The organism is Rivularia sp. PCC 7116 (genome assembly GCF_000316665.1).
In the GTDB taxonomy this organism is placed as follows: domain Bacteria; phylum Cyanobacteriota; class Cyanobacteriia; order Cyanobacteriales; family Nostocaceae; genus Rivularia.
The window spans coordinates 6,657,502-6,684,105 of sequence record NC_019678.1 but is presented as its reverse complement, the minus strand read 5'-3'; the positions used below and the strand labels follow the sequence as shown (position 1 = coordinate 6,684,105).

General features: G+C 38.6%; 22 protein-coding genes. 14 read left to right on the top strand and 8 right to left on the bottom strand.

The features are described from left to right. The first annotated feature begins 82 nt into the window (after positions 1–82). The 8 genes from RIV7116_RS25770 to RIV7116_RS25735 all read left to right on the top strand — a co-directional run bounded on the left by RIV7116_RS25770 (position 83) and on the right by RIV7116_RS25735 (position 9,572). A complete protein-coding gene (locus tag RIV7116_RS25770; protein ID WP_015121265.1) occupies positions 83–1,954 on the top strand; it encodes an NAD(P)H-quinone oxidoreductase subunit F in 1,872 nt (623 codons plus the stop codon). A gap of 100 nt (positions 1,955–2,054) precedes the next feature. Continuing rightward, entirely contained in the window at positions 2,055–3,578 is a 1,524-nt protein-coding gene (locus RIV7116_RS25765; RefSeq protein ID WP_015121264.1) for an NADH-quinone oxidoreductase subunit M, read from the top strand. Between the two features lie 238 nt (positions 3,579–3,816). After that, positions 3,817–5,136, top strand: a complete 1,320-nt coding sequence (locus tag RIV7116_RS25760; protein WP_015121263.1) for a CO2 hydration protein — start codon at positions 3,817–3,819, stop codon at positions 5,134–5,136. Between the two features lie 174 nt (positions 5,137–5,310). After that, complete coding sequence (locus tag RIV7116_RS25755; RefSeq protein ID WP_015121262.1) at positions 5,311–5,694, top strand: endonuclease domain-containing protein; 384 nt, start codon at positions 5,311–5,313, stop codon at positions 5,692–5,694. A gap of 550 nt (positions 5,695–6,244) precedes the next feature. Then, the gene (locus tag RIV7116_RS25750) at positions 6,245–7,096 is read left to right on the top strand and encodes a phosphate ABC transporter substrate-binding protein (protein WP_015121261.1); all 852 of its coding nucleotides are present in this window, start codon (positions 6,245–6,247) and stop codon (positions 7,094–7,096) included. Further along, positions 7,053–7,931 (top strand): phosphate ABC transporter permease subunit PstC, encoded by an 879-nt coding sequence (gene pstC, locus RIV7116_RS25745; RefSeq protein WP_015121260.1) that lies wholly within the window; start codon positions 7,053–7,055, stop codon positions 7,929–7,931. The genes RIV7116_RS25750 and pstC overlap by 44 nt, the downstream gene beginning before the upstream one ends. After that, on the top strand, positions 7,924–8,775 hold the full coding sequence (gene pstA / locus RIV7116_RS25740) for a phosphate ABC transporter permease PstA (RefSeq protein WP_015121259.1): 852 nt from the start codon (positions 7,924–7,926) through the stop codon (positions 8,773–8,775). Before pstC ends, pstA begins: the two co-directional genes overlap by 8 nt. After that, a complete protein-coding gene (locus RIV7116_RS25735) occupies positions 8,772–9,572 on the top strand; it encodes a phosphate ABC transporter ATP-binding protein (protein ID WP_015121258.1) in 801 nt (266 codons plus the stop codon). Before pstA ends, RIV7116_RS25735 begins: the two co-directional genes overlap by 4 nt. 158 nt (positions 9,573–9,730) lie before the next feature. Here the strand turns inward: RIV7116_RS25735 and aroA are convergent, their stop codons facing one another. Then, on the bottom strand, positions 9,731–11,077 hold the full coding sequence (aroA, locus tag RIV7116_RS25730; RefSeq protein WP_015121257.1) for a 3-phosphoshikimate 1-carboxyvinyltransferase: 1,347 nt from the start codon (positions 11,075–11,077) through the stop codon (positions 9,731–9,733). A gap of 153 nt (positions 11,078–11,230) precedes the next feature. Between aroA and RIV7116_RS25725 the strand changes: the two genes are divergently transcribed. Then, positions 11,231–11,746, top strand: a complete 516-nt coding sequence (locus RIV7116_RS25725) for a hypothetical protein (protein WP_015121256.1) — start codon at positions 11,231–11,233, stop codon at positions 11,744–11,746. A gap of 92 nt (positions 11,747–11,838) precedes the next feature. On the opposite strand, the gene RIV7116_RS25720 is transcribed toward RIV7116_RS25725, so the two are convergent. Continuing rightward, positions 11,839–12,420, bottom strand: a complete 582-nt coding sequence (locus RIV7116_RS25720; protein WP_015121255.1) for a thioredoxin family protein — start codon at positions 12,418–12,420, stop codon at positions 11,839–11,841. A gap of 210 nt (positions 12,421–12,630) precedes the next feature. On the opposite strand from RIV7116_RS25720, the gene thyX reads away from it, so the two are divergent. Further along, complete coding sequence (thyX, locus tag RIV7116_RS25715; RefSeq protein ID WP_015121254.1) at positions 12,631–13,353, top strand: FAD-dependent thymidylate synthase; 723 nt, start codon at positions 12,631–12,633, stop codon at positions 13,351–13,353. A gap of 75 nt (positions 13,354–13,428) precedes the next feature. On the opposite strand, the gene dcd is transcribed toward thyX, so the two are convergent. Then, entirely contained in the window at positions 13,429–13,998 is a 570-nt protein-coding gene (gene dcd / locus RIV7116_RS25710; RefSeq protein ID WP_044291196.1) for a dCTP deaminase, read from the bottom strand. 186 nt (positions 13,999–14,184) lie between these two features. Next, complete coding sequence (locus RIV7116_RS25705) at positions 14,185–14,721, bottom strand: P-loop NTPase family protein (RefSeq protein ID WP_015121252.1); 537 nt, start codon at positions 14,719–14,721, stop codon at positions 14,185–14,187. A 377-nt stretch (positions 14,722–15,098) separates the two neighbouring features. On the opposite strand from RIV7116_RS25705, the gene RIV7116_RS25700 reads away from it, so the two are divergent. Together RIV7116_RS25700 and recA are read left to right on the top strand one after the other, a co-directional pair. After that, the gene (locus RIV7116_RS25700; protein WP_015121251.1) at positions 15,099–15,665 is read left to right on the top strand and encodes a nucleoside monophosphate kinase; all 567 of its coding nucleotides are present in this window, start codon (positions 15,099–15,101) and stop codon (positions 15,663–15,665) included. Between the two features lie 500 nt (positions 15,666–16,165). Then, positions 16,166–17,245, top strand: a complete 1,080-nt coding sequence (recA, locus tag RIV7116_RS25695; protein WP_015121250.1) for a recombinase RecA — start codon at positions 16,166–16,168, stop codon at positions 17,243–17,245. A gap of 223 nt (positions 17,246–17,468) precedes the next feature. Here recA and RIV7116_RS25690 read toward each other — a convergent pair whose 3' ends face one another. Next, positions 17,469–18,266 (bottom strand): FHA domain-containing protein, encoded by a 798-nt coding sequence (locus RIV7116_RS25690; RefSeq protein WP_015121249.1) that lies wholly within the window; start codon positions 18,264–18,266, stop codon positions 17,469–17,471. 1,352 nt (positions 18,267–19,618) lie between these two features. Beyond that, positions 19,619–21,235, bottom strand: coding sequence for a serine/threonine-protein kinase (locus RIV7116_RS25685; protein WP_015121248.1), 1,617 nt, complete (start codon positions 21,233–21,235; stop codon positions 19,619–19,621). Between the two features lie 718 nt (positions 21,236–21,953). Between RIV7116_RS25685 and RIV7116_RS35255 the strand changes: the two genes are divergently transcribed. Beyond that, positions 21,954–22,121, top strand: coding sequence for a metallothionein (locus RIV7116_RS35255; protein WP_015121247.1), 168 nt, complete (start codon positions 21,954–21,956; stop codon positions 22,119–22,121). Between the two features lie 88 nt (positions 22,122–22,209). Here RIV7116_RS35255 and hemL read toward each other — a convergent pair whose 3' ends face one another. Then, positions 22,210–23,508 (bottom strand): glutamate-1-semialdehyde 2,1-aminomutase, encoded by a 1,299-nt coding sequence (gene hemL, locus RIV7116_RS25680; protein WP_015121246.1) that lies wholly within the window; start codon positions 23,506–23,508, stop codon positions 22,210–22,212. 408 nt (positions 23,509–23,916) lie between these two features. Here hemL and hisIE point away from each other — a divergent pair, with 408 nt between their 5' ends. Next, positions 23,917–24,564 carry a bifunctional phosphoribosyl-AMP cyclohydrolase/phosphoribosyl-ATP diphosphatase HisIE gene (hisIE, locus tag RIV7116_RS25675; protein ID WP_015121245.1) on the top strand — a complete coding sequence of 216 codons (648 nt, stop codon included), beginning with the start codon at positions 23,917–23,919 and terminating at the stop codon, positions 24,562–24,564. A gap of 422 nt (positions 24,565–24,986) precedes the next feature. Here hisIE and RIV7116_RS25670 read toward each other — a convergent pair whose 3' ends face one another. Beyond that, positions 24,987–26,237, bottom strand: a complete 1,251-nt coding sequence (locus tag RIV7116_RS25670) for an MFS transporter (protein WP_015121244.1) — start codon at positions 26,235–26,237, stop codon at positions 24,987–24,989. Positions 26,238–26,604: the final 367 nt, after the last annotated feature.

Below are 26,604 nucleotides of genomic sequence, written 5' to 3'. Positions count from 1 at the left end.
AAAAATTACTTTCACAATACGGTTATTAGTTATTAATCTATAACCGCTGAATTTTTATAATTATTTAATTAGAGGTTAATAAATGGGGCAATATGTATTAGAATCTGTTTGGCTAGTGCCTATATATGCCTTAATTGGCGGGCTTTTAGCTATTCCTTGGTCGCCGGGAATCATCAGCAAAACTGGGCCAAGACCTGCGGGTTATGTCAATTTAATAATGACATTTATCGCTTTTATACATAGTACAGTAGCTTTGTCAATTAGTTGGAATCAACCAGCTTATGAAGTTTTTATACCTTGGTTAGAAACTGCAGGTTTAAGATTATCTATTGATTTAGAAATCTCTGCGATCAGTATTGCCGCAATGACTGTAATTTCTGGCTTGAATTTGTTAGCTCAGATTTACGCTATTGGTTACATGGAAATGGATTGGGGTTGGGGACGCTTTTATTCCTTGCTTGGTTTATTTGAAGCCGGTTTATGCGCTCTAGCTTTAACTAATAACTTATTTTTCAGTTATGTAATTCTGGAAGTTCTGACTTTAGGAACTTATTTATTAGTAGGTTTGTGGTTTAGTCAGCCCTTGGTGGTGACTGGTGCAAGAGATGCTTTTTTAACCAAAAGGATAGGAGATTTGTTTCTGTTGATGGGTGTATTAGCAATATATCCTTTGACAGGAACCTGGAATTATAACGATTTAGCAGAGTGGGCAGCTACTGCAAACGTTAATCCGACATTAATATCATTAGTCTGTTTGGCATTAATTGCAGGTCCGATGGGTAAATGCGCTCAGTTTCCCCTGCATTTATGGTTGGATGAAGCAATGGAAGGACCAGTTCCTAGTACCATTTTGCGGAATTCGGTAGTTGTCGCGAGTGGTGCTTGGGTGTTAATTAAACTGCAACCAGTTTTTAGCTTATCACCGTTAGTTTCTAGCGCAATGGTAGGGGTTGGTGTAGTGAGTGCGGTTGGTGGTTCGCTGATTGCGATCGCGCAAATTGATATTAAACGCTGTTTATCCTATTCAGTCAGTACATATATGGGTTTGGTGTTCATCGCTGTAGGAACTCAACAAGACGAAGCAGCTTTACTATTGGTGCTTACCCACGCTTGTGCTGCGGCTTTGTTAGTCATGAGTACGGGTACAATTGTTTGGAACAGCATTACACAAGATATTACTCAGTTGGGTGGATTGTGGTCGCGTCGTCCGATATCAGGCATGGCTTATATAGTAGGGGTTTTAGGTTTAATTGCGTTTCCACCTTTAGGTAGCTTTTGGGCTTTATTGAAATTAGCTTCGGGGCTATGGGAAACACAACCTTGGTTAATTGGGGTAATTGTAGCCGTTAACGCTTTAACAGCAATTAGTTTAACTAGGGAATTTGGTTTAGTTTGGGGTGGTAAACCATTACCGATGAGCGCGCGTTCCCCAGAAGTTAGCTGGCAAATGACTTTACCGATGATGATTTTATTTGGTTTAGTTTTGCATCTACCTTTAATATTACAAAATTTATCTCTTCTACCAAATTGGGCAACTGTAAATAAAGATGTTGCGCTGTTATTGATTTGGTCTAGTATTTTCGGTTGTAGCATCGGCGGAGTGATTTATTTAGGCAATATTTCCAAACCAATACGTTTTCCCTGGAAGGGTTTACAAAATTTGTTTGCCTATGACTTTTATACGCCAAAGCTATACCGAGGAAGTATTGTATTAGGTGTTGATTTGCTTTCCAAATTAACTGATATGGTTGACCGATTTGTGGTTGATGGCATCGTTAATTTAGTTGGCTTAATATCTCTTGGCGGTGGTGAAAATTTAAAGTACAGCAACAGCGGACAAACTCAATTTTATATGTTCACCGTACTTTTAGGAGTTGCTCTTTTAGGGATGATTGTTACTTGGCAATATTGGGGAAATGAATTTTTGCAGCTAACAGCAATCGGTAATCAGTGAACAGTGAACAGTGAGCAGTTACCAAATACCAACTACCAATTACCAATGCCCAATGCCCAATGCCCCATTCCAACTAACAACTATCAACTAATAACTACTTATGATCAGCGCTTTAATTTGGATACCTATTTGGGGGGCTGCGATAATCGCTTTATTGCCCGCGAAAATTCCTAGTAATCGAATTCGTTTAGGTGCTGCATTGGTTGCAGGAATTACTTTTGCTTGGAATATATTGATACTATTTCAATTTGATATCAATAATCCAAATATTCAATTACAGGAATATCTTCCTTGGAATGAAACCTTAGGTTTAAGCTATAAATTAGGTGTTGATGGACTTTCAATATTAATGTTGTTATTGAACAGTCTCCTCACTTGGATTGCTATTTACAGTAGCAGCAAAGAAACCCGACGTCCTCGACTTTTTTATTCTCTAGTTTTATTAGTTAGCGGTGGAGTTGCCGGTGCATTTGCGGCACAGAATTTATTGCTATTTTTCTTATTTTACGAACTTGAATTAATTCCGTTTTATCTATTAATTTCAATTTGGGGAGGAGAAAAACGGAATTATGCAGGTATCAAGTTTCTTATCTATACCGCCGTTTCTGGGGCTTTAATTTTAGCAAGTTTCTTAGGTCTAGTTTGGCTTTCTGGTTCTTCTAGTTTCGATTACGATGCTATTTCTACCCAAACTTTATCCGCAACTTTGCAACTAATTTTACTAGCGGGAATAGTATTAGGTTTTGGGATAAAAATACCCCTAATACCCTTACATACATGGTTGCCCGACGCTTATGTAGAAGCAAACACACCCATCGCTATTCTTCTTGGTGGGGTGTTAGCAAAGCTGGGAACCTATGGTTTATTAAGGTTTGGATTGGGTTTATTTCCAGAAGCTTGGAGTACCTTGGCGCCAACCTTAGCAATTTGGGGAGCAATCAGCGCGATGTACGGAGCGGTAACGGCGATCGCTCAAAAAGATATCAAGCGGATGGTGGCATATAGTTCCATTGGGCACATGGGCTACATACTGTTAGCAGCGGCTGCAAGTACACCATTAGCCTTAGTGGGTGCCGTTGCTCAAATGTTCAGCCACGGTATAATTTTGGGGATTTTGTTCCATTTAGTAGGAGTCGTAGAAGCTAAAGTTGGAACTCGTGAACTAGATAAGCTTAATGGTTTAATGAGTCCGGTAAGAGGTTTACCAGTTATTAGCGCTTTGCTGGTATTAGGTGGAATGGCTAGCGCTGGTATTCCAGGGATGACAGGCTTTGTAGCCGAATTTATTGCATTTCAAGGTAGCTTTCCCGTCTTTCCTATTCAAACAATATTGTGTGTTGTCGCTACAGGTTTAACAGCGGTTTACTTTGTAATTCTGCTCAACCGTACCTGCTTTGGAAAACTCGACAACGATTTAGCTTACTATCCTAAAGTTTTTTGGCACGAGAAAATGCCAGCATTTATTTTGGCAGGTGTAATTATATTTTTGGGAATACAACCAACCTATTTAGTGCGTTGGAGCGAACCCACAACTACCCAAATGGTTGCCAATATTCCTGCAATTCAAAAGACTGTAATTCCACGAATAGCGATGAATCAGTCAACATTCAACAGCGAACAATGAACAGTTATGAGTTAGGAGTGAGGAGTTAGAAGTTAGGAATTATAAAAAAATATGTAGTGGGAGCATCTTGCTCCCTAGTTCCTCACTCTGCCTTCTCCCCCTACAGTTTTTAATCAACAATATTCAACCCGAAAATAATAATAAAAACAACTAACCCTTCGGGTTCAGCAGTCGCTCATGGGGGAGACCCCCAAGACCGCGCTGCTTCACAGCTAACAACTATCAACTAACAACTAATATGGTACAAACACCACGAAAAGCGACGGCAAAATTACCGCCATCAACTCACGAATTTGCAGAAGTAATTCACCGCTTAGAAGCTGGTGGTTCGATGTTACCGGATAACCCAGAAAACTTGATGCAAATTATCGGTATTTATAAAGCATATGCCGTACCAATGGATTTTTATTGGCGCGATTTACTTTATATAGCCGAAAGAGAATTTTTAAATCCTTTGCAGTTTTTTAAATATTTCTTACCTGAAGAGTATTTACAAAGACACAATCATTATGCTGGCGATGATGCAGATTTACGAGTTTGGCGCGGTGAAGCAACAGCACATCCCGAACTTTTAGAATTTATCGAAAAAGGTGAAACTAAAAAAATGCCAAAAATATGGCATCATTTGTTTCACGACAGAATAAATATGGAATTTGCCGAAGCTTGTATGCGAGCTATGCTTTGGCACGGTAAAGATATGGGTTTAGGAAAGTTTGATGATTTTCTAGATACTGAAGAATATAAGCAAAATGCAGATAGAGCAATTAAAGCTTACTTCAAAGGTAATCCGCCGATGCAATTGCTCTATAAACTGTTTCCAGATATGTTTTTAGAGCAGTGTCGTCAAGCTTCCTATTATTCTAACTTAGGATTGTTTTGGGAAGTAATGGCACCAGTTTTCTTTGAAATGTCAGATATGTATGACGAAGGAAAACTGACAACCGTACCGGAAGCAATGGATTTTTTAGTTAACGGTATTTTTGCAGTAGCAGGTCGTCCAATTTATCATCATGTTTATATTGGTAATGAATGTTATGAAGTAATTCCTAAATCAAAAGGTTTTACATGGTTATATGAAGCAGCACTACCTTATGTAGAAGCAATTTTTTATCGTACTGCTCCTTTCCGGGGGACAAAATCTTATAACGCTCAAGCAAAGCAAGTACCTTCAGAACAAAAAGATTTTCACTATGGAATTCTTTACGCTGATGTATTTCCTGTAGGAACTGCTGGAATTCCTCCAACATTATTGATGCAGGATATGCTGCACTTTTTACCGCAATATTTAGTTGATTATTATCAAAAATATTGTCGGAATCAGGATGATATGTTGATTCAGTTAGGAATTACTTTTCAACGTTCGATGTACAATGTAACATCCGCAGTAATTCAAGCATTACGCACGGCTCTTTTGTATCCTTTAGATGATGAAAACCCCGAACATTTACAAGCAAATCGGGACTTTTTTGAAATGCAGTTAAATAGGTTTACTCGTTCTGATTATGGCATGAGAGATGCTGCGAGGTTGAGAGATATTCAAAGGCAGGATTATCGTTAGAACCGCCCAATTTCAGATCCCCCCAACCCCCCTTATTTAAGGGGGGCTTTTTTTCTTAATAGTAAATTTACTATGGTCATCAAAAAAACACTTCTTTATATTGTGTTTATAAAAAAACACTCTATTCCCCCCTTAGTAAGGGGGGTTAGGGGGGATCTTACCGAGAATTGAGCAATGACGAGAGAGCAAAACTTTATAAAAACAGCTTACCATCTACCCTATAATCAAAAACTTGTAGAAAAAGCCAAAGAATTACGAAAAAATATGACTCCAGCAGAGAGAAAGCTGTGGAATAACTATTTAAAAATGTTAAAAATTAGATTTTTACGACAAAGACCTATTGATAATTTTATAGTAGACTTTTATTGCGCGAATTTAAAAATAGTAATTGAAATTGATGGGGAAAGCCATTTTACAGATGAAGCAAAAAATTATGATGAACAAAGAACATCGGTATTAGAAGGTTATGGTCTTCAAGTTATTAGATTTACGAACGAAGAGGTATTTAAAAACTTTGAAGGTGTATGTGAATCTATAGAAAATTATTTGAATCGATAATTGAAGTTTCAACATATGTTAATTTTTCAAAATTTTTATTCTTCTACTACTCCCTGCTCTCTTATCACGATATGTCCTGTACCTCATTAAGATGAAATCCGCTGTATTAATATTTTTTGAAAAACTTGAAAAAAATTTTATATTAATAGCTATGCAAGCTATTGTAATAGTGAGTAATGAACATTAGAAACATCTCCACAAAATGAAAATAACTGTATATAAACCTCTCTCCCACTCGACGAAGAGAGTTTTTTTTATCCCCCTTCACTTATAGAAAAGGTGCAGGGGGTTAAGTAAGTAATTAAACAAAATTAATTACACATTGTCCGAAGCGAGTGAAACGTTAGCGTTCACGAAGTGAGTCGTTAGACTAAGCGTCTCCCGGAGGGAGATAGCAACCGCAAGGGCTGGGATTACTACCCTTCGGGAACACATAAAGGTGAACGCGCAGCGAATAATGACGGTAAATATTTTTGTTCACCTACTTATGTGTGTAAAATTAAATCCATATAAATTTTGGAGAAGTCTATATTATTAAAGGCATTTCTCAATGACACAACTCAAATCCATAGCATTTATTGCTATCGGTTCTACAATTTGCTTGGGATTACAAGCTTGTACGCAACCTTCAAAAACAACCAGTCAACTAAACGAATTACAGGGAAAGTTAGTTTTAACAGGCTCTAGTACAGTAGCACCGTTGGCAGCAGAAATTGGGAAAAAATTTGAATCCAAGCATCCTGATGTACGAGTAGATGTACAAACAGGAGGTTCATCTAGGGGTATTAACGATGCTCGTACAGGAGTTGCCAATATTGGTATGGTATCTCGTAGCCTCAAAGATGAAGAAAAAGATTTACAAGCCTTTTCTGTTGCCCGTGATGGGATTGGCATTATTTTACATAAAGAAAATCCAGTAAAATCCCTGTCAAATCAACAAGTTATTGATATTTATACTGGTAAGATTAACAACTGGCAACAGGTTAATGGTACAAATACACCGATTACAGTTGTTAATAAAGCTGAGGGACGTTCTACTCTAGAATTGTTTCTTGACTACTTCAAACTTGAAAATAGCGATATCAAATCATCGGTTGTGATTGGGGACAATCAGCAGGGGATTAAGACAGTAGCAGGTAATCCTAATGCTATTGGATATGTATCAATTGGCACGGCTGAATTTAGTGCCAACAATGATGTTTCTATCAAATTATTGCCCTTGAATAAAGTCTCAGCCACTACAGAGAATATCCAAAATGAGACATTTCCTCTTTCCCGTCCCTTGAATTTGGTTACTAAAACCCAGCCGCAAGGATTAGAAAAAGAATTTATCGAGTTTGCACAGTCGCCACAAGTTCATGACATTGTTAAAAACCAGGATTTTGTCCCCATCTCAAAGTGATTTATTTTTACTGTGGATATTACGAGTATTAGCTATAGTTACAGGTATTATTGTTGTCTTAATTACCGCATTTTTATTACTTGAAGCATTGCCAATACTGCAACAGGTAGGATGGTTGCCTTTTGTCAGCGATCCATCTTGGAATCCAATACAAGGATTCTATAGCCTCATGCCGATGCTGTGGGGAAGTTTCTTGGTAACACTCGGTTCCGTAATATTTGCAGCACCGTTGGGAATTGGCTCGGCAATATTTTGTCAGTATTATGCTCCTCCTTTGATCGCTGGATTTTATCGGCAGCTAATTGAGTTACTCGCAGGTATTCCTTCTGTAGTTTACGGTTTCTGGGGTTTAGTCGTCCTTGTGCCACTAATTGGCAAATTCCAAGCACCAGGAACCAGCCTTTTAGCAGGAATCGCTATTTTGACATTAATGATATTACCGACGATCGCTTTGAGTGCACAAGCAAGTTTTTCTGAAGTCCCGACTGAATATTTACGAGGTGCAGCTGCCTTGGGAATTTCTCACTGGGCAACTATCAGAAGCGTTGTTTTACCTGCTGCTAAATCTGGTTTATTTACTGGATTGATTCTGGGAACCGGACGCGCCATTGGAGAAACTATGGCAGTGTTAATGGTTTGTGGCAATGTCGTGCAAACACCCACCAGCTTATTCGATCCCGTTCGTACTCTTACTGCCAATATAGCTTTAGAGATGGCTTATGCCACAGGAAATCACCGTTCGGCACTGTTTGTTAGTGGTTTGTTACTGATGATAACTATCGTCTTACTGGTAGCCGTTGCCGAAGCTATAAGTAGGAAAGATATTTATGGATAAAAACTCAAAAATTCAGTTTCTACTACCTAGCCTTATTCTTTGGGCGATCGCTTTATTTGTTACCGCCATTTTTTGCTGGATTTTAAGCGATATCGTTTGGCACGGTGTAGGGCAAATCTCTTGGGAATTCTTGACAACTGAACCTCGAAATGCAGGACGTGATGGGGGAATTGCGCCGATTCTTGTTTCTACTTGTCTAATATTGGGGGTTTGTATGGCAGTTTCTCTCCCCCTTGGTGTTGGTACTGCCATGCTATTAGCGGAGTTTACAAACAGTGAAAGTTTGTTCGGGCGCTTGGTGCGCCGCAGCTTGGATGTGTTGGCAGGAGTACCTTCTATTGTCTTTGGCTTGTTTGGCAACGCCTTTTTCTCAATTAAGCTGGGATTAGGCTTTTCCATTTTATCTGGTGGCTTGACTTTGGCTTGTATGGTTTTGCCTATACTAATTCGCTCCACAGAAGCCGGTTTTCGGGCTGTTCCGGCTGATTATCGATTGGGGGCTGCCGCTTTGGGATTATCACGTACTACCACCATTAGGAAACTGCTATTACCGGCAGCAACACCAGGGTTAGTCGTGGGTTTGGTGCTGGGAATTGGACGGGCAATCGCCGAGACAGCAGCACTGATTTTTACCAGTGGTTATGTAGATCGAATGCCAGAGTCATTACTAGATTCGGGGCGATCGCTATCGATTCACATTTTCGATTTATCAATGAATGTGGCAGGGGGGGATAATAATGCCTACGCTTCTGCTTTAGTGCTGTTGATTTTATTGTTGTTGGTGAATGGTATGGCTACTTGGACAACCCAGTTTTTATTAACTCGGAGAATTACCCGTTCATGAATAAATTTCAACGCCGACATTCTCAGTCATCTTTGCCTTCAATGCAAACTGAGCAACTAAGTTTGTATTATGGCAAGAAAGCCGCTTTTAAAGATATCACCATGGCAATTGAGGCAGGTAAAATTACTGCACTGGTAGGTCCTTCTGGCTGTGGCAAAAGCAGTTTTTTAAGTTGTCTGAATCGCTTAACTGATTTGATACCTCATACCAAAGTGACGGGAAGCATTCGCTTAGATTCTGTAGAAATTCTTAATGAGCAAATAGATGCGATCGCACTACGTCGGCGTGTTGGTACAATCTTCCAAAAGCCCAATCCTTTCCCATTCTCAATTTGGAAAAATCTCGCATTTCCGCTACAAGAACATGGAATTAAAAACCGCAAACAACTGGCATTGCTGATTGAAAGCACGCTTCAGGATGTCGGACTATGGAACGAAGTAAAGGATCGACTCCATACTTCTGCCTTATCTTTATCTGGTGGACAGAAGCAGCGTTTATGTATTGCTCGTGCTTTGGTTGTGCAACCAGAAGTTTTACTCTTGGATGAACCTTGTAGTGCCCTCGATCCCATTTCTAGTGGCGTAGTTGAAGATTTAATTGCCAGTCTGCGAGAACGTTATACAGTGGTAATTGTTACCCACAACCTTGCTCAAGCTAGGAGAATTGGCGATTACGCTGCCTTTTTTTGGGTACAAGCAGAAGTAGGACAATTAATTGAATATGGTGATGTAGAGCAGATTTTTACCGCACCGCAGCACTCTTTAACTGCTGCCTACGTGAATGGTATTCGAGGGTAATCAAATTTACATTTCTCTTAACAAAAAAACTGATAAATAAACTAAAAATTTATAACATTATTTACATAAATTCTTACATTCCTTAAAACTCATTCAAACTTTTTCAAAATAATTCTTACCCTGCGTTAATACAGAGGATAAGAATTATTACATTTTAATTAAATAATCCTTTTGATAGTTTCAAAGAAATCTGGGTAAGAAACCGACGCAGCTTCAGCACGATTAATGGTAGTGGTACCAGATGCATTCAAAGCAGCGATCGCCAAACTCATGGCAATACGGTGGTCGGTAAAACTATCAAGTTCGGCACCAGTAAGTGGTGTGCCGCCAGTAATCTCCATGCCGTCATCTAATTCGGTTATCCTAGCTCCCATTGAGTTGAGTTGATTCGCCATTACGGTAATGCGATCGCTCTCTTTAACTCGCAGTTCGGCAGCATCTTTAATTACAGTAGTACCTTCGGCAAATACTGCTGCCACAGCCAAAATGGGAATTTCGTCAATTAATCTTGGTATAATATCTCCTTCGATGGTGCAGCCTTTAAGTTTGCTAGAGCGTACTCTTAAATCGGCTACAGGTTCTCCCGCAACTTCCCTTTCGTTTTCTCGCGCGATCTCAGCCCCCATCATTTCCAAAGCTTCTAAAACACCTGTCCGAGTTGGGTTAACGCCAACATTTTCAATTAATAATTCCGAATCTGATACAATTGCTCCAGCTACCAACCAAAAAGCCGCCGAACTAATATCTCCCGGTACAACTACGCTTTGCCCGTATAGTTTTACCGGCCCATTAACGCTAACGCTATTAGTTTGCGTATCAATATCCAACTTTGCGCCAAATGCTTGTAACATTCGTTCGCTATGGTCGCGGGATAGGGCTGGTTCGGTAACGGTAGTTTTGCCTTCAACTGATAAACCAGCCAGCAAAACACAAGATTTTACTTGGGCGGAAGCTATGGGAGAATGGTAGTGAATCGGTTTGAGGTTTTCTCCGCGAACCGCTAAGGGTGCTTTAGAATTATTATCTCTTCCCCAAATTTGCGCTCCCATTTGTTCCAGAGGTTTAACCACACGAGACATAGGACGCGAACGCAAGGAACTATCCCCAGTAATAGAAAAAAAACGTCCCGCATGGGATGCCAAAATTCCTAACATCAGTCGCAACGTGGTACCAGAATTGCCAGCATCTAAAACATCAACGGGTTCGAGTAAATTGCCCAAACCAATACCCTTAACCCGTACTAATTCTGTATTCAAATCTGAAACAAGAGCTCCCATCGCTTGGAAACATTTAGCTGTACTGCGGGGATCTTCTCCCAACAGTAATCCTTCGATACGGGTTTCACCTTCAGCGAGTGCCCCTAGCATCAATGCTCGGTGGGAAATCGATTTGTCCCCAGGTACTCGAATGCTACCACTCAAGGATAGTCCCGACGACCCTCGCCGAACAACTAGCTTGTGGGGGAGGTTTTGTTTTATTTCTACGGTTATAACAGAAGCCGACATTAGGATAAACTGGCGTGTGACTGTACGGGAAGCTATATCTAAGCAAAAGCTTAATGTATAAACTTCCTCGCCCTTTATCCTACCGCTAAACCCGGACACCTAAACCCAATATTAGACTTATTTATCCAATAGCTTCTCATCCCTACCCCTCTCATGCTGACTCACCAACGCAAACCTGTTTGCTTATCCTTGATTTCCACAGATTTACCAGTCCAATCTGTTGTAGAAACTGCCGCTACTTTATATCAAAAAGATAGCCAGCGCTTCCATTTATTATTGAATGCCCCCCCAATCAAAACCGAGCAACAAGCGAAAACCCAAAATTCGCAAAACCTTCTGTTTACAACAGCGCAAACCAATCCTCGCGTTTCAAGTAGTCCGAGAATTTTGTGGTTAGAAATATCCCCTTACAGAGTCATAATGACAATGCAAGGCAACCCACACTTAAGTTACCGTCACTTTTGGGAAAAAGGGGTTTATGGCATGAGCCGTTATTGGTTGCCTAACGAATCCTTACAAAACAACCAGCCAATTCGCTTGAGAAACTTTACTCGTAATCTTAGCTTGACGGGAAATCCTCTACCAGAAAACCTAAGAGTAGAATACGAATTGTGGGCTGGAAAAGTTCAATTAGGACATTACATCCTCAACTTAGAAATTCAGAATTAAATTTTAATAGTTAGTTGTTAGTGCTTAGTGGTTGGTAGAACAACTATCAACTAACAACTTTCACCCGGAGGGTGTGGATCATCAAATATCAACTATCCAAAATAATCTGGTTCATTTCCCGGTTTCCATTTAATATTGCAACCAATACTTGGCTTTTGCTCTTCTGTTAATGATTTACTAGTCAACACGGCATCTATCGCACTTCGTAAATCTTTTCCGGTTACGGGCTTACCATTGCTCGGACGACTATCATCTAATTGTCCGCGATAAAAAAGTTTTTGCTCGCTATCAAATAGAAAGAAATCAGGAGTACAAGCAGCAGTATAAATCTTTGCAGTTTCCTGGCTTTCGTCGTAACACAAAGGAAACTTAAAATCTAATTCTGTTGCCATTTCTTTTAATAACTCTGGCGCATCATCGGGATAATTTTTAACATCATTTGAACTAATAGCAACAATTCCCAAACCGCTTTGTAAATAATCTTTTCCTAATTGAGCTAATTCTTGCTGTACGTGCTTTACAAACGGACAGTGGCGACAAATAAACATCACCAATATTGCTTTTTTATCCGTAAATGTATCAAGAGAAATAGTTTCTCCAGATACTACATCAGGTAGTTGAAAATTGGGAGCCTTCGTACCCAAAGACAACATCGTTGAAGCAGTTAAAACCATAACTTGTCTTACACCTTGGTTCAAAAAATACTATTTTTCAGCTATTTTAAAGGATGGATGATAAAGGGTTAAAAAAACAAGCCCTACTTTTCCCCAAAGGAACAAGGATAAAAGGGGAAAACGGTAGAAAAAATCACTTATAACTCCTAACTATTTCCCATACCCCATACCCAATGCCCAATGCCCAATGCCCAATTCCCCATTTAACATATGAATCGATTTAGAGTAGAAGTTATTACAAAAACACCAAATCCGCAGCAAGTAATTTATGCTGCCATGCATCAAGATTACACTGATAGATTTGTGTATGATGAACGCGATGAATTTCCCTCAGAATCAAAATGTGGTGAAATTATCGTTAAGCGTCTGTTAGCAGGGGAAAGAGGACATTACGGTCCTTTAGAACATCCTCAAATCGTATTTAACTGCGGTTATTTTCCCCATAGCGTTATGCAACAAGCGCGTACTCATCGTATTAGCGTATCCTTCGACGTGCAATCTTTTAGATACACTTCAGAACAATTCATTAAAGTCGCAAAAGGAGAAAAAGATTTAGAAGATGTTTTTTATTTGCGCCCAGTAGATTATTACACTAATCGTCAAGGCAAAAAATATTACTATTCACCAGAACAAAGACAAGCAGATTTAGATTGGTGCATGGAAGCTGTTAAACGATACAAAATAGATTTTGATAACGGCATTTCTGAAGAACATATTAGAGGAAAAATGCCCTTCGATTATCGTCAACATTTTATCGTTAGTTTAAACTTACGCTCTTTAATGCATTTCTTAGATATGAGAAATAAAAAAGACGCTCAATTAGAAATTCAAAAATTGTGTGAGTTAATGTTAATTCACTTTGAAAACTGGGTTCCAGCCATAGCAGAATGGTACAAATCTCATCGTTTAGGCAAAGCGAGATTAGCACCATAATCAGCAAGCAGTTATCAGAAAACAATCAATACTATGAATTAATTGTTCGCTGTTAACTGCTAACTGCTAACTGACTTATATTCTTGCTATCGTCACCCTTTCCGGTTGATCCTGATACTTACCTTGACGAGCTTCATAACTAATTGCACAAGGTTCGCCTTCCAAAAACAACAACTGCACTACACCTTCATTTGCGTAGATACGACAGTCAGCACTTGAAGAATTAGAAAACTCCAAAGTTAAGTGACCCCGCCAAGCCGCCTCTGCTGGTGTAAGATTAGCAATGATTCCACAGCGGGCATAAGTAGATTTACCAATACAAATTACTGAAATATTATCTGGAACTTCCAATCTTTCCAAAGCCACACCCAAACCGTAGGAGTGAGCCGGTAAGATAAAGTAATCACCAGCATTTGACCTATGTAAAGCTGTTGATTCTAAATTTTCTTCCTTAAAATTTTTTGGGTCTACTACAGTTCCCGGAATATGTCGAAAAATGCGAAATTCTGTAGGAGAAAGGCGGATATCGTAGCCGTAAGAAGACAAACCATAACTAATCACGCGATGCGCTAATTTATCTTCATCGGATTTAATCTCCCTAATTAAACTGGCTTCAAAAGGTTTAATCATACCCTTTTGAGCCATTTTAGAAATCCAAATATCGTTTTTAATCACGGACTAATAATTAAAGTTCAAAGGTTTAAGGTTAAGAAGACGGGAGTTAGGGATTATCAGTTAAAAGTTAGAACTTAGCAGTTATTAATGAATTATTTTACTTTAAATCCCATCCTCTTCTCTTGACTCCCCGCCTACTCAACTCTCCATCTTCTTTTACAATCGATTCGGACGACGAATCTCTGTAATTTCGTCTGCTAAATCCAAAATCCTTTGAGGCATCTCCGCTCCCGTAAGAATAATGTCAACATTCTGAGGACGCTCGGAGAGAAATTCTATAACTTCTGTTTCTCCTATTAAACCAAAATTCATTGCTAAACTTAATTCGTCTAATACAACCAGAGAATACTTACCTTCATTCACTACACTCTGTGTATGTTCCCATAATAAATGCAATGCTTCGGCTTCAGCGTCATCCAATTGCGGTGTATCGATACAACGTGGCAAGTCACAGCGAATCCAATCCAAATTTTGCCCAAGCACAACGGGATTCTTATGTCCCTGACGAATACCACCTTTAAGGAACTGGACTATCAAAACTGGCGTACCTTGACCGGCGATTCTCAGTGCTTGCGCCATCACACTGGTAAAAAAACTACGGTGAGAACTAGTAAAAACCTGTACTAATCCTTTAAGCGTATGTGATAAACTAACGGTCGAATTTACACTTGAAGTTTCTAACTGAGCAACCATAAATTAATGTAAAAAAACACAGTGAGTCAGTATTTTTGCTGATACCTATTTCAGTAAACTTAGTCGTAAATTAAGTTCACTCTTGAGAATTATGTATTAATGAAAAGCTAGGTGCATTCCTAGTCAACCACTACGTTCGTACTTAAGTCAATAGCTATTAAAATTTCTATTTATATTGCCATAAATTCATAATTCGGTAAAAATAAAAACCTCTCTTATACTGTAGTTAAATTTCTCATTCATGCTTGAAAACTAGTCGCGATTTATTGAAAATCCTAAATTTCTCAATACCCGTTTCTTCTGTAGCACTCATAACATAACAGAAGAAGATTTCAGATGTAGTAATTTTCCTAATGTTTAAAGGAGTTGATTGTATTATGAGATTTATCATTTTAGGAGGTTCCGGCTCGGGTAAAAGTACTCAAGCACAAAACCTAAGCAAACACTTTGATATACCTATAATCTCCACAGGGGAAATTTTAAGACAAGCAATATCAAAACTAGATGAATTAGGTCAAAATGCCCAGCACGCAGTCGCTACGGGGGAACTAGTTCCTGACGAATTAATGATTGATTTAATCCGTAACCACTTACGACTGCCTAAGCTTAATCATGGTTGGGTGCTTGAAGGCTATCCTCGTACTGCTTTTCAAGCAGAAGAACTCGACTTTTTGCTAGATGAATTAGAGCAAAAGTTAAATTGGGCAATATATCTACAAGTTCCCGAGACTGTGATGGTAAACCGTTCTTTAGGACGTTCGCAACCGGATGACCGTCCGGAAATCGTCCACCGTCGTGTTGAACTTTTCTACGATCGCACAATTCCCATACTGGAATACTATGACCGTCGTCATCGTCTTTTGACCATCAACGGCGACCAATCCTCAGAAGTCGTGAAAGAAAATATTATTGCATTGCTCTCAAATACAGGGGCCTCTATATAGTTTGGATTATGCAGGATAATCAATATTGATAATTAAATTAATATTCCCTTAGTTATATAATTCAGAATACAATCTTAATTAAAGATTTTATTCAACCTTCACAATCGCAATAAACGCCTGCAACGAGTACTATAATACACACGCAAGTCATAAATGTATTGCTTTAGTGCCTTTCGAGCTTTTATCGCAGTTGATTCATTCAAAACTCCTTCGTCATAAAGACTTCTAACTAAGTCAAATAATTATTTGGCATAAGTAGTCGTTAACAAATAAAAAAATCAACAAGCAGATTGAAGCCAGGTTTATGTAAATACATGTAAAATTAATCTTTTCGAGAATCGCTTATCCTAAACCTTAGCTGCTTGGATATCAATTTTAATATTCTTTGAATACCCAGCTAAACTATTTAGCGTCCGGCAGTGCTAAGATGTCATGTTAGTATATCTGTTCTATTAAGATTATCGTAACAAAGCTCCCCAAACATATATTTAGAGGTTCAAATGGCGGCGACTAACACAGAAAATGCAGGCAAGCAAAAAGCGCTCGGTATGGTGCTAAACCAGATAGAGCGGACTTTCGGGAAAGGTACAATCATGCGTCTTGGTGATGCAACCAGGATGCGTGTAGAAACAATTTCTACTGGCGCGCTTACCCTAGATTTAGCATTAGGCGGTGGTTTACCTAAAGGGCGGGTAGTTGAGATTTATGGGCCAGAAAGTTCTGGTAAAACAACCGTAGCACTGCACGCGGTAGCTGAGATGCAAAAAGAAGGTGGAATCGCAGCTTATGTAGACGCGGAACACGCTCTCGATCCGACTTATGCGGCTGCTTTGGGTGTTGATATTGAAAACTTGCTGATTTCTCAGCCAGATACCGGAGAAGCTGCTTTAGAAATCGTAGATCAACTAGTACGTTCAGCCGCTGTTGATATAGTAGTGATTGACTCCGTAGCAGCACTGGTTCCTCGTGCAGAAATTGAAGGCGATATGGGTGATGCTCACGTTGGTCTTCAGGCGCGATTGATGAGTCAGGCATTACGCAAAATTACTGGTAATATCGGTAAGTCTGGCTGCACGGTCATGTTTATCAACCAATTGCGGATGAAAATTGGTATAAGCTACGGTAATCCAGAAACTACTACGGGTGGTAATGCATTAAAATATTATTCCTCGGTGCGTTTGGATATTCGACGCATACAAACCTTGAAAAAAGGTACGGAAGAATTTGGTATTCGCGTCAAAGTTAAAGTTGCGAAAAATAAAGTCGCACCACCTTTTAGAATCGCTGAATTTGACGTTATTTTCGGTAAAGGTATTTCTACTTTGGGCTGTATCGTCGATTTAGCAGAAGAAACCAGCGTTATCAATCGTAAGGGGGCTTGGTACAGTTACAACGGCGATAATATTTCTCAAGGTAGGGACAATGCCATCAAATACTTGGAAGAAAAGCCAGAACTTCTCGAAGAAATTAGGCAAAAGGTACGTGAAAAACTAGATTTAGGTGCTGTTGTTTCTGCTAACTCTGTAGGACAAGCAAGCGATGATGAAGACGATGATGAAGATGACGATGATGATGAGTAATACCACGATCGCGTCCGATATGCAAAGCTAATTGAATACAAGAATTGCAAATTTTGTCGCAAGTAATTCAATAAGCTATTCATCGGGCTTGATATGTTCTAATGAAATTACTCGTGTCTTATAAACTAAGACGGCTCACGACTATTAGCCGTCTTTAATTGTATTTCATAAAAACTGTTTGTACTAACATATAATTAGTAAAGAAAATGGATGCTTCCCTTAGTTAAAAATAATCTGTTCTTGTTTGCTTGTGATAGAAGCGCTCTAAAATATCAGATTTCCACTTTTGATTTAACTGCTCTTCAAAAGTCTTTCTCTTTGCTATTTCATCAGCAAAAGCCTGTGCTTGCGTATTCTCGCTATAATTTAGCTTTCGAGTCTTCGTTTTGCTTTTATGACTAGTTGATGTTTCTGTTTTACCTTGACTTTTCTTGTTACCATTTGCTTTAGATACCAACTGCATCAACAACTCTACTGCTACTGTGGGCAGATCGCAACAAGTACTATTAACAAAAAACGGAAAAGTTATATTGCCTACTTGGATAACATCTCCTTCTTTAAGTTTGGTGGGATGATAAACTTGTTCGCCATTAATATAAGTACCGTTAGTACTGCCCAAGTCAATTAGATAAAAACTCTGCTCTATGTATCGAATAGCGGCATGATGGCGAGATATATATTTATTTGCAATATGTATCCCACTATTGCGATCGCGTCCTATAGTCCAAGTATTTTGGAACTGTCGAAAGCTTTGACTTTTACCGTCACGCAAATTTGTTGTTATGTAGACTGCCTCCCCATCGACAACAGCCTGCATATAATACGACTGTGCTGCATCTAACGAAGATTTAGGTAAGTTTTCCGATCTGAGAATCTGTTCTAAGAGACTACCATGGTTCTCATATAACTTAACAAAAACCTGATATAGACTTAATCGTTGTTGTAGCTCTTGTGGTATTGATTCTGGCTTTATAAATGAGCTTTTTGCTCGTAAAAAATCTAACTCGCTAATATTGCTCATAACTACTTGCTCTCAGTCCAAAATAAAAGTTGATTATTTGTGTTTCTGACAGTAGCCTTTAGCATCCTTAGCTAGTACTTTTTCAACCCTATACTTGCGGTTGAAATCAAGCAAAGCTTAAGTAAGTCAATAGAAATAGGAAAGGAAAGAAAAGTCTTTTTAACAACACACTCTAAAAATTTTTTATTCTGTCTTAGTAGACTTACTATCGGAATTAATTAAGTACAAGTATATATACTTAATTATAATTACGCTAAAACTTGGGATTATAGATGTCTATAGAAGCACTAATATACTCATACTAGAATCACAGCAAGAAGCTTTAAATTAGATATTACGATTAAAGTATAAAGTAACTCTAAAATCAGTATATCTATTGAGTGATAATAATTAAGCATGTTTTTCTTGTATTCATAAATAATTTTATTTTAGCCAAATACAATCTAAGGTTAGTTTTACTATTTTGAATAGTTATTGCTTGTAATACATTATACTCATCCAAAAGATAAGATACGATGATTGTTTCTTAAGAATACCTGAAGTTTGTTTTGATTGAAATCCTCCTTAAGTATATGCTCGTATTTAAAAAAATGAATTATTTATATCTTTAGGTATAGTTTTGTGCAATCTTTAGTTGAGGGTAAACAATTTAATTTCATCTACAGGAATATACTGATAATTTTTATTTATACTTGCATTGGAGCTATTATTGTAAGTGTTATCCACATTTATAATAAATCAGTCGGCACTTATATAACAGAAAATAGTTAAGTATAGTATAAAAAACAACTTATTTATGAGTGAAGCAAATTGAGGTAAAAGCCAATCAAGGTGAAGCTTAAGCTTTTAAGTTAACGATAATAAGCGATTAATTCGCACGAAGCATTCATTAATATAAAGCTTGATAAGAGTTCATGCATCAAATATTCAATTTAAGAAGAATTTTGAAGTTACTTATTCACAAAAATTCCTCTACTAATAACCTTGAATACCAAGGGATTATTGTAGAGGAATCATATCTAAAAAAAATTGTATGTTAAACTCCAGTAATCAACCAGAATTATATATATACTAAAGCTCAATAATTAACTTTTTGAACAACCCATTTACAGAGTTTCTTAAAAGTATTTTGTTAGCTTAATAAGTTTCGCATAATTTATCTTTATAAGACTTACACAAAAGGAACGAAATTACATCATTACGAGCGAAGCGAAGTTATCTCGCCAGAGCCTGGGATAATCCACACCCGACCGGTGAATGCTTCCCTAGGCTGCGTTCCGGTCGCAATGACAATTTACGGTTGCGTAAGTCCTGCCTTCGTAGAATATTCTGAAGCTGAGAATGATTTCAAATCATAGTAAACCTCTTCTTCCATTAGGTCTTACAGTCATCCAATTTGTTTTAGCTAAAGCTAACTGCTCGGGAGCGATTTTTGCTCCGGTTAGATTAGCTCCACATAAATTAGCTCCACGGAGATTAGCGTTAGTTAAATGAGCATAACTGAGGTCGGCACCTCGAAGGTCTGCTAATTCTAAGTCCGCATGGTTGAAGTAAGCTTTACTTAAATTAGCATCTCTTAGATTAGCTTTATTTAAATTAGCTCGTCCGAAGTCACTATTATAGAGATTTGCGTTTTGGAGGTTAGTTTTTTCAAGCTTAGAAGAATGAAAGTTTGTTTCTGATAAATCGGAGCCTTGTAAATTTAGTAGGCTCAGATTGTGTAAAGCAAAATCACGTCTTCCCTTTAAATGAGCTGTCAATAAGCTTTCGGAATTTAAGCGACGCTGTGCTTTTGATTTTTGAGAATAAGATTTTGTGGAAGTCGATACGGAATTTACTGTTTTTGATGTAAGTACGCGATTGTTCGTTTTTCGAGTTCGTACAGCAGTACTCGAAGCAGCTTTAGCTTTTCTGGCTCTAATAGCTGCTGCTACTTGAGCTACTCCAGCACTTGAGAAACTAGTAGAGGAATTGTTGCTTGCAGCCGTACCGTCAACAACACCTGCCGAAGTATTAGGATTACCACCAATATTTGATGGAGCCGCTAAACCTGAAGCCAAACTATCTAAGTAAGGTTCCATCTCCAAAGCTCTAAGTACTTCATCCGCAGACTGATAACGGTTATGAATCGACACGTCCATCATTTTTGCCAGTACCTGCGCGAAATGATCGCTCGCATGTACCATTTGCTGCCACATAACTTCACCAGTCGCCGGATTATATTCTAAATCTTTGGGAGATTTACCAGTAAGTAAATATATGCATGTAATTCCTAGAGCATAAATGTCACTTCCATAAACTGGACGCATTGCCATTTGCTCCGGAGGCGCAAAACCAGGAGTACCTATAGCATAAGCAGTTAGTGCTGTTTGCCCTGACTGCATTGCTGCTGTTTGATTGACTTGATTTTTTACAGCACCAAAATCGATTAGAACTAATCTGGCATCTTGGGCACGACGAATCAAATTTGCAGGCTTAATATCGCGGTGAATTACTTTCTGAGAATGGATGTATTGCAGTAATGGCAAAATCTCGCTCAAAAACTGCTTTACTCCTGCCTCAGTCGATACTCCACTATGTTTCACCTCCTGCTGTATAGTCGAACCATGAACGTATTCCTGTATTAAATAAAAATGTTCGCGGTCTTCAAAATAATCTAGCAAACGTGGAACTTGGGGATGATTCCCAATCCTACCCAGGGTTACGGCTTCTCGCTCAAATAATTCCCGTGCCATTTGCAAAACATGGGGTGCAGTTCCCGAAGGACGTAGTTGCTTAATTACACAACTTGGCTCCCCAGGCAATGCTTCATCTTGTGCAAGAAAGGTTGCTCCGAAGCCACCTTGCCCCAATGATTTGGTAACCCGGTAGCGTTCGCGTAACAAAATTCGCGCCCCACATGATTGGCATCTTTCACTAAAAGGCAAGTTTTCTGGGTTGGGACAGTTCGGATTTAAGCAGTAGCTCATGCACTGTCAACTCGCTACAAAAAAATAATAACGGGGAGCAATTACTCTATTTCTATTATTGAAGTATGAATTATAGAATGCCAGGTGCAAATTGCTGGATTAGTTTTGAAGAGTTTCTAAAGTTTAAGCAATATTTGTATAGCCTATAGTGATAGTACGGATTTTTTATAATGTTTGAGTTTATGATTGACTGTAAAACTTAATTAAAATTTAAGTAAAGGTACAGTTTGTGTGAGCTGTTAAGAAAGTCTAAGAATCTAAAATTATAAATTTAACTACTTAGATAAAATTAATTGTGCATTGATCATTGCGAGTGGAATGCTCGCGAAGCATTTCCCGGAGGGAGATAGTGAAACGAACTTCAGCCTTCACCGGGGGTGCGGCTTAGCTTATTCCTCTTGAAAAACTATAAGCTGTAACCATGCTTACTCCTATCTCGCTCTAAAATTACCTATATATTTTTAGCTTTTTCCTACGCACTCTCTGCGCTCTCTGCGCTCTCTGCGGTTTTTTATGGGAAATCTTCTGCTGGGAAGGGAGTAGGACTTACGCGAAGATTATATCTTTCTTGCAGTGTTTATAAATGTAAATTTTCTGTAATCATCGACATTTCTTAGAAGTTGAATACATCAACTAAATGTATGGTAGTATATATATGAATATCCCTTCAGATATTCAATAGTGTTTTTGATAATGATTTATTTGGAGATCAAAAAATATGGCTGCTGTAGATTTAATGAAGTGTGCTTGCGATAAATGCTTATGTATCGTCAAAGTAGAAACTGCAATTGACAGAGATGGCAAGCACTATTGTTCCGAAGCCTGTGCTGAAGGTCATAAAACCATCACAGGTTGCGGGCATAGTGGTTGTGGATGTAGTGAGTAAAGCTATACTCCTCAATGCGATTAATCCCGTCTAAGAGATTAGACGGGATTTTTGAATACTTTAGTTTTGATTAGGCTGCAATCAATCTCTACAAACTAGACATAACTTCTCGTGCAGCCTGCAAGGTTCGCTCAATATCTTCTTCTGTGTGAGCTATAGAAGTAAAGCCAGCTTCAAATTGAGAAGGCGCTAAATAAATACCGTGTTCGAGCATTCCGCGATGAAAGCGCCCAAACTTGGCTGTATCAGAAGCTTTAGCGTGCTCATAGTTGTGAACGGGGCCACTCGTGAAGAACATGCCAAACATGCCACTGATATTTCCTCCACAAGCAGCATGGCCTGTTTCCCGAGCAATTTCTACCAAACCATCGGCTAATTTTTTCGTGATTTGTTCTAAGTAATCGTAAGTACCTGGTTTTTGCAGCAATTCTAATGTTTTGATTCCCGCAGTCATTGCCAAAGGATTACCGCTTAAGGTTCCGGCTTGATACATTGGTCCTGCGGGTGCCACCATAGACATAATATCTCGGCGACCACCATAAGCTCCTACAGGTAAACCACCTCCGATTATTTTACCCAAAGTCGTCAAGTCAGGAGTAACGCCAAACTTTTCTTGCGCGCCACCATAGGAGATGCGGAAACCAGTCATTACTTCATCAAATACTAATAAAGCACCGTGTTCTTGAGTTATTTCGCGCAATCCTTCCAAAAATCCAGCATCTGGAGGAACAAAGCCCGCATTTCCCACCACCGGCTCTAAAATAACACCAGCAATTTGATCGCGATTTTCTTCAAATAATACTTTTACAGCTTCTAAATCGTTGAAGGGCGCAGTTAGAGTATTTTTAGTAACAGAAGAAGGAACCCCTGGAGAGTCTGGTAAACCTAAAGTAGCGACTCCAGAACCTGCTTTTACCAAAAACATATCGGCGTGTCCGTGGTAGCAGCCTTCAAATTTGATAACTTTGTCTCTTTTTGTAAAAGCTCGCATTAGCCTTAACACAGCCATACAAGCTTCCGTGCCAGAATTAACGAATCTTACCATTTCAATACTAGGAACGGCATCGATCGCCATTTCTGCTAAAACATTTTCTAATGCACAAGGTGCACCGAAACTAGTACCTTTTTCTAAAGCAGAATGCAGCGCGGCGATAACTTCGGAATTGGCATGACCACAAATTGCTGGGCCCCAAGTACCAACATAATCTATGTACTGATTGTCATCTACATCCCAAACGTAAGCACCTTTTACCCTGTCAAAAACAATAGGCTGTCCGCCTACAGATTTGAAAGCACGGACAGGAGAATTTACTCCTCCCGGCATTAAGCTTTGGGCTGCTGAAAAGATTTCTTGTGATTTGGTAGTTTTAATCGTTGTATTTACCAAGGTTGTCTCCTAGAGTGAATTAATAAGGTCTATCTTCGGATAGGGGCTAATACTGCTTCAAACTTATATCGTAGTAAATTAGCTGAAAAGGGCGTTCCCTCGAAAATAACAATATGTTATATAAGTCAAATCAGGATTTGCCGTATTGAGATTCGCAATGGCTATTCTGAGGCTGTTCAAGATGTTTGTTGGGTAGCTTGCAACTCGGCTATCCGTTGGTACAGTGAAGCTCCCAAACCTAATCAAGTAGCTTTAAGTGCATTGAGAATGCACTATGCTATGCAAAGAAACGTTGTTCTTTAAGATATTTAGTAAGCATAGAGTAAAAACATCCCGTAAAGATACACCATACAGAATGATATCGTGAATTTATGAATCATTCTTAGTAAAGGGCGGTATCTCGCTGGTATGTTTTTTTCTGTAACAGATTCGCAAAGCTCTATTCCCGTTGATAAAATTCGCTACGACGAACGAGGTTTGGTGCCAGCCATAATTCAAGATTATTTGGATGGCACAGTTTTGATGATGGCGTGGATGAACAAAGAATCTTTAACCAAGACTTTAGATACTGGTGAAACTTGGTTTTGGAGTCGTTCCCGTCAGGAATTATGGCATAAAGGAGCCACCAGCGGACATATTCAGCATGTTCACAGTCTCCGTTATGACTGCGATAGCGATGCTCTTTTGATCGCTGTTGAACAAGTCGGAGATATTGCCTGTCATACTGGCGAAAGAAGTTGTTTTCACAAAGTCGATAGCAAGGTGATTCCGCCTCCTGCCGATACTTTGTCACAATTGTTTGATGTAATATCTGACCGACGCGACAATCCTACCGATGATTCCTACACTTGTAAGTTATTTGAAGGTGGTGATAATAAGATTTTGAAAAAAATTGGTGAGGAATCTGCTGAGGTGGTTATGGCTTGTAAAGATGACGATCCCAGAGCGATAGCTGGTGAAGTCGCCGATTTATTTTATCATACTTTAGTGGCTTTAGCTCATCATAATGTAGATTTAAAATCTGTTTATCGCAAGCTACAAGAAAGACGAAAATAATGCTTATATATTCTTTTTTTTTGTTTTGAATCATTGCTTATTAATGATTCAAAACTTTTTATGATGCTGTCTAAATCTGAAATATTAAAGATTGCTAGATATTAATTATTTAGTATTTTCTTATTGCACTAGCTTTGCTCGTTGTTCCGCTTATTTTTTCTACAATATTATTTAATTTGTGATTATCATTGATAGCTATTACAGGACTTACGCAACGAAGATTTGTCATTACGACTAAAACGAAGTTTAGGGAAGCATATGTCCTATCAGACACCCTCCGCTAACGCAGGATTTTAGCAACGATCAACAGCTGAGACGCACCTAGCGGTGAACGCTGAATACGTCTCTGTCGCTTGTAATTAAACAGTGATGTTACTTTTGCGTGAGTTCTATCAATGACAATCAAAAACTGAATTAATAAACTATAAATGAGAAAGCAATCGGTGTAAGTAGCGCAAAATAATCATTGTAAAAACAACACTCACAGACAAGCTTAACCAAAAATTATTGATCGCAAATTGAGATTGGTCTAAAACCCAACCACCTAAAGGAGGACCAATCAAATAGCCAGCAGCCCAACAAAGAGAATTAATTGAAAAATAAATACCGCGCTTATCAATTGGAGCAATTTCGCTGACTAAAGCTGCGGCTGATGGAGTATAAGAGACTATAGCCAAGGCAAAGAAGCACAATGCTAGTGCTACCCAAACTATGGAATGAGAAAGCGAAAAAGATGTTACCCAAATACAAATAAAACCAATTGCCCATAAACAAGCCGAAATGCTAAGGGCTACAGAATGAGATAAGCGTTTCATCAAGCGTGCGATAGGTAATTGTGTAATTATCGCCACTATTAGGTGCCAAGTAAAAAGTGCGCTGATAGTTGTTTCAACAAATCCTTTTTGCACTTCATCGACTTGAATAAAATTCTTAAAATAAAGTGGAAGGGTGCTATGTAATTGAGAGATATAGGTCGTAAAGATAATATTCACTACAACAAATATCAGTAAACGACTATCCTTTAAAGCTGCTATCCAAGAAGCTAATTGTTGCAGGATTGAATTTTTAATTACATTAGTATGATTGCGGTTCTGCTTGATTGCCACGTAAATAACCGCAAAAAAGATAATAAACGACAATCCATCGAGAATAAATAGTAAGCGATAATTAGCAGTGTTTGTTACCAAAACTCCTGCTAAAACTATTCCTAAACCCAGACCAATATTATCTGCAAATCTTGTTATAGCAAATGCTTCGCGGCGATTTTCATTATTAGTTAAATCGGCAACAACAGCTTCAGTCGCAGGCCAATACAAGCCAACGCCCAAACCATTTATTAAATTACCGATAACTAAAGTGACAAAATCATGAGTTGCGGCTAAAACTAAAGAGCCAACCGCTGAAATTGCCGCTGAAAGCAATAAAGTGCGACGACGACCCCACAGAGAATCAGTTAACGAACCTCCCAAAATCCTTCCAAAAACTCCTGAGATGGAATGACTTGCTAAAGCTATACCAACAGTAGTTGCTGATAAACCAATTTGATTGACAAAGAAAATGGGGGCATAAAACAAAGTAAAACCCGTACCCACTTCGCTTAACAATCTACCGATTGCTAAAATCCAAATCTGAGTATCGATAGTTGGTAAATGCTTACGGAGAAAGGATTTCATTCGCAAAACAGCAAACCCTAAAAAGTATTTTTGTAATTCTTATCATTAACTCAGATTTTCCTCACCGATTCCACAGGATTTCCACAGGCTGTTGAGGAGTTTTCCACAAGTATTTTACGTTGAAATAAGCTTTGGAATATATGGCTGGGGATTTCAATTCGATATAATTCAGGATTGAAAGGACTTAGTTATTGTAAATTTTTGTTACAATAATCATTGCTAAACCCTATTATTACGTGAGTATTAAACTTTTATACTTGACCTTGTAACATTTCGCATCATTGACAAACCTACCCCTCTTTAGCGCAAAATAATGCGACAAGATTTTTTTCGTCAACCCAGAAATTCATGTAATATTGCAGTTCGC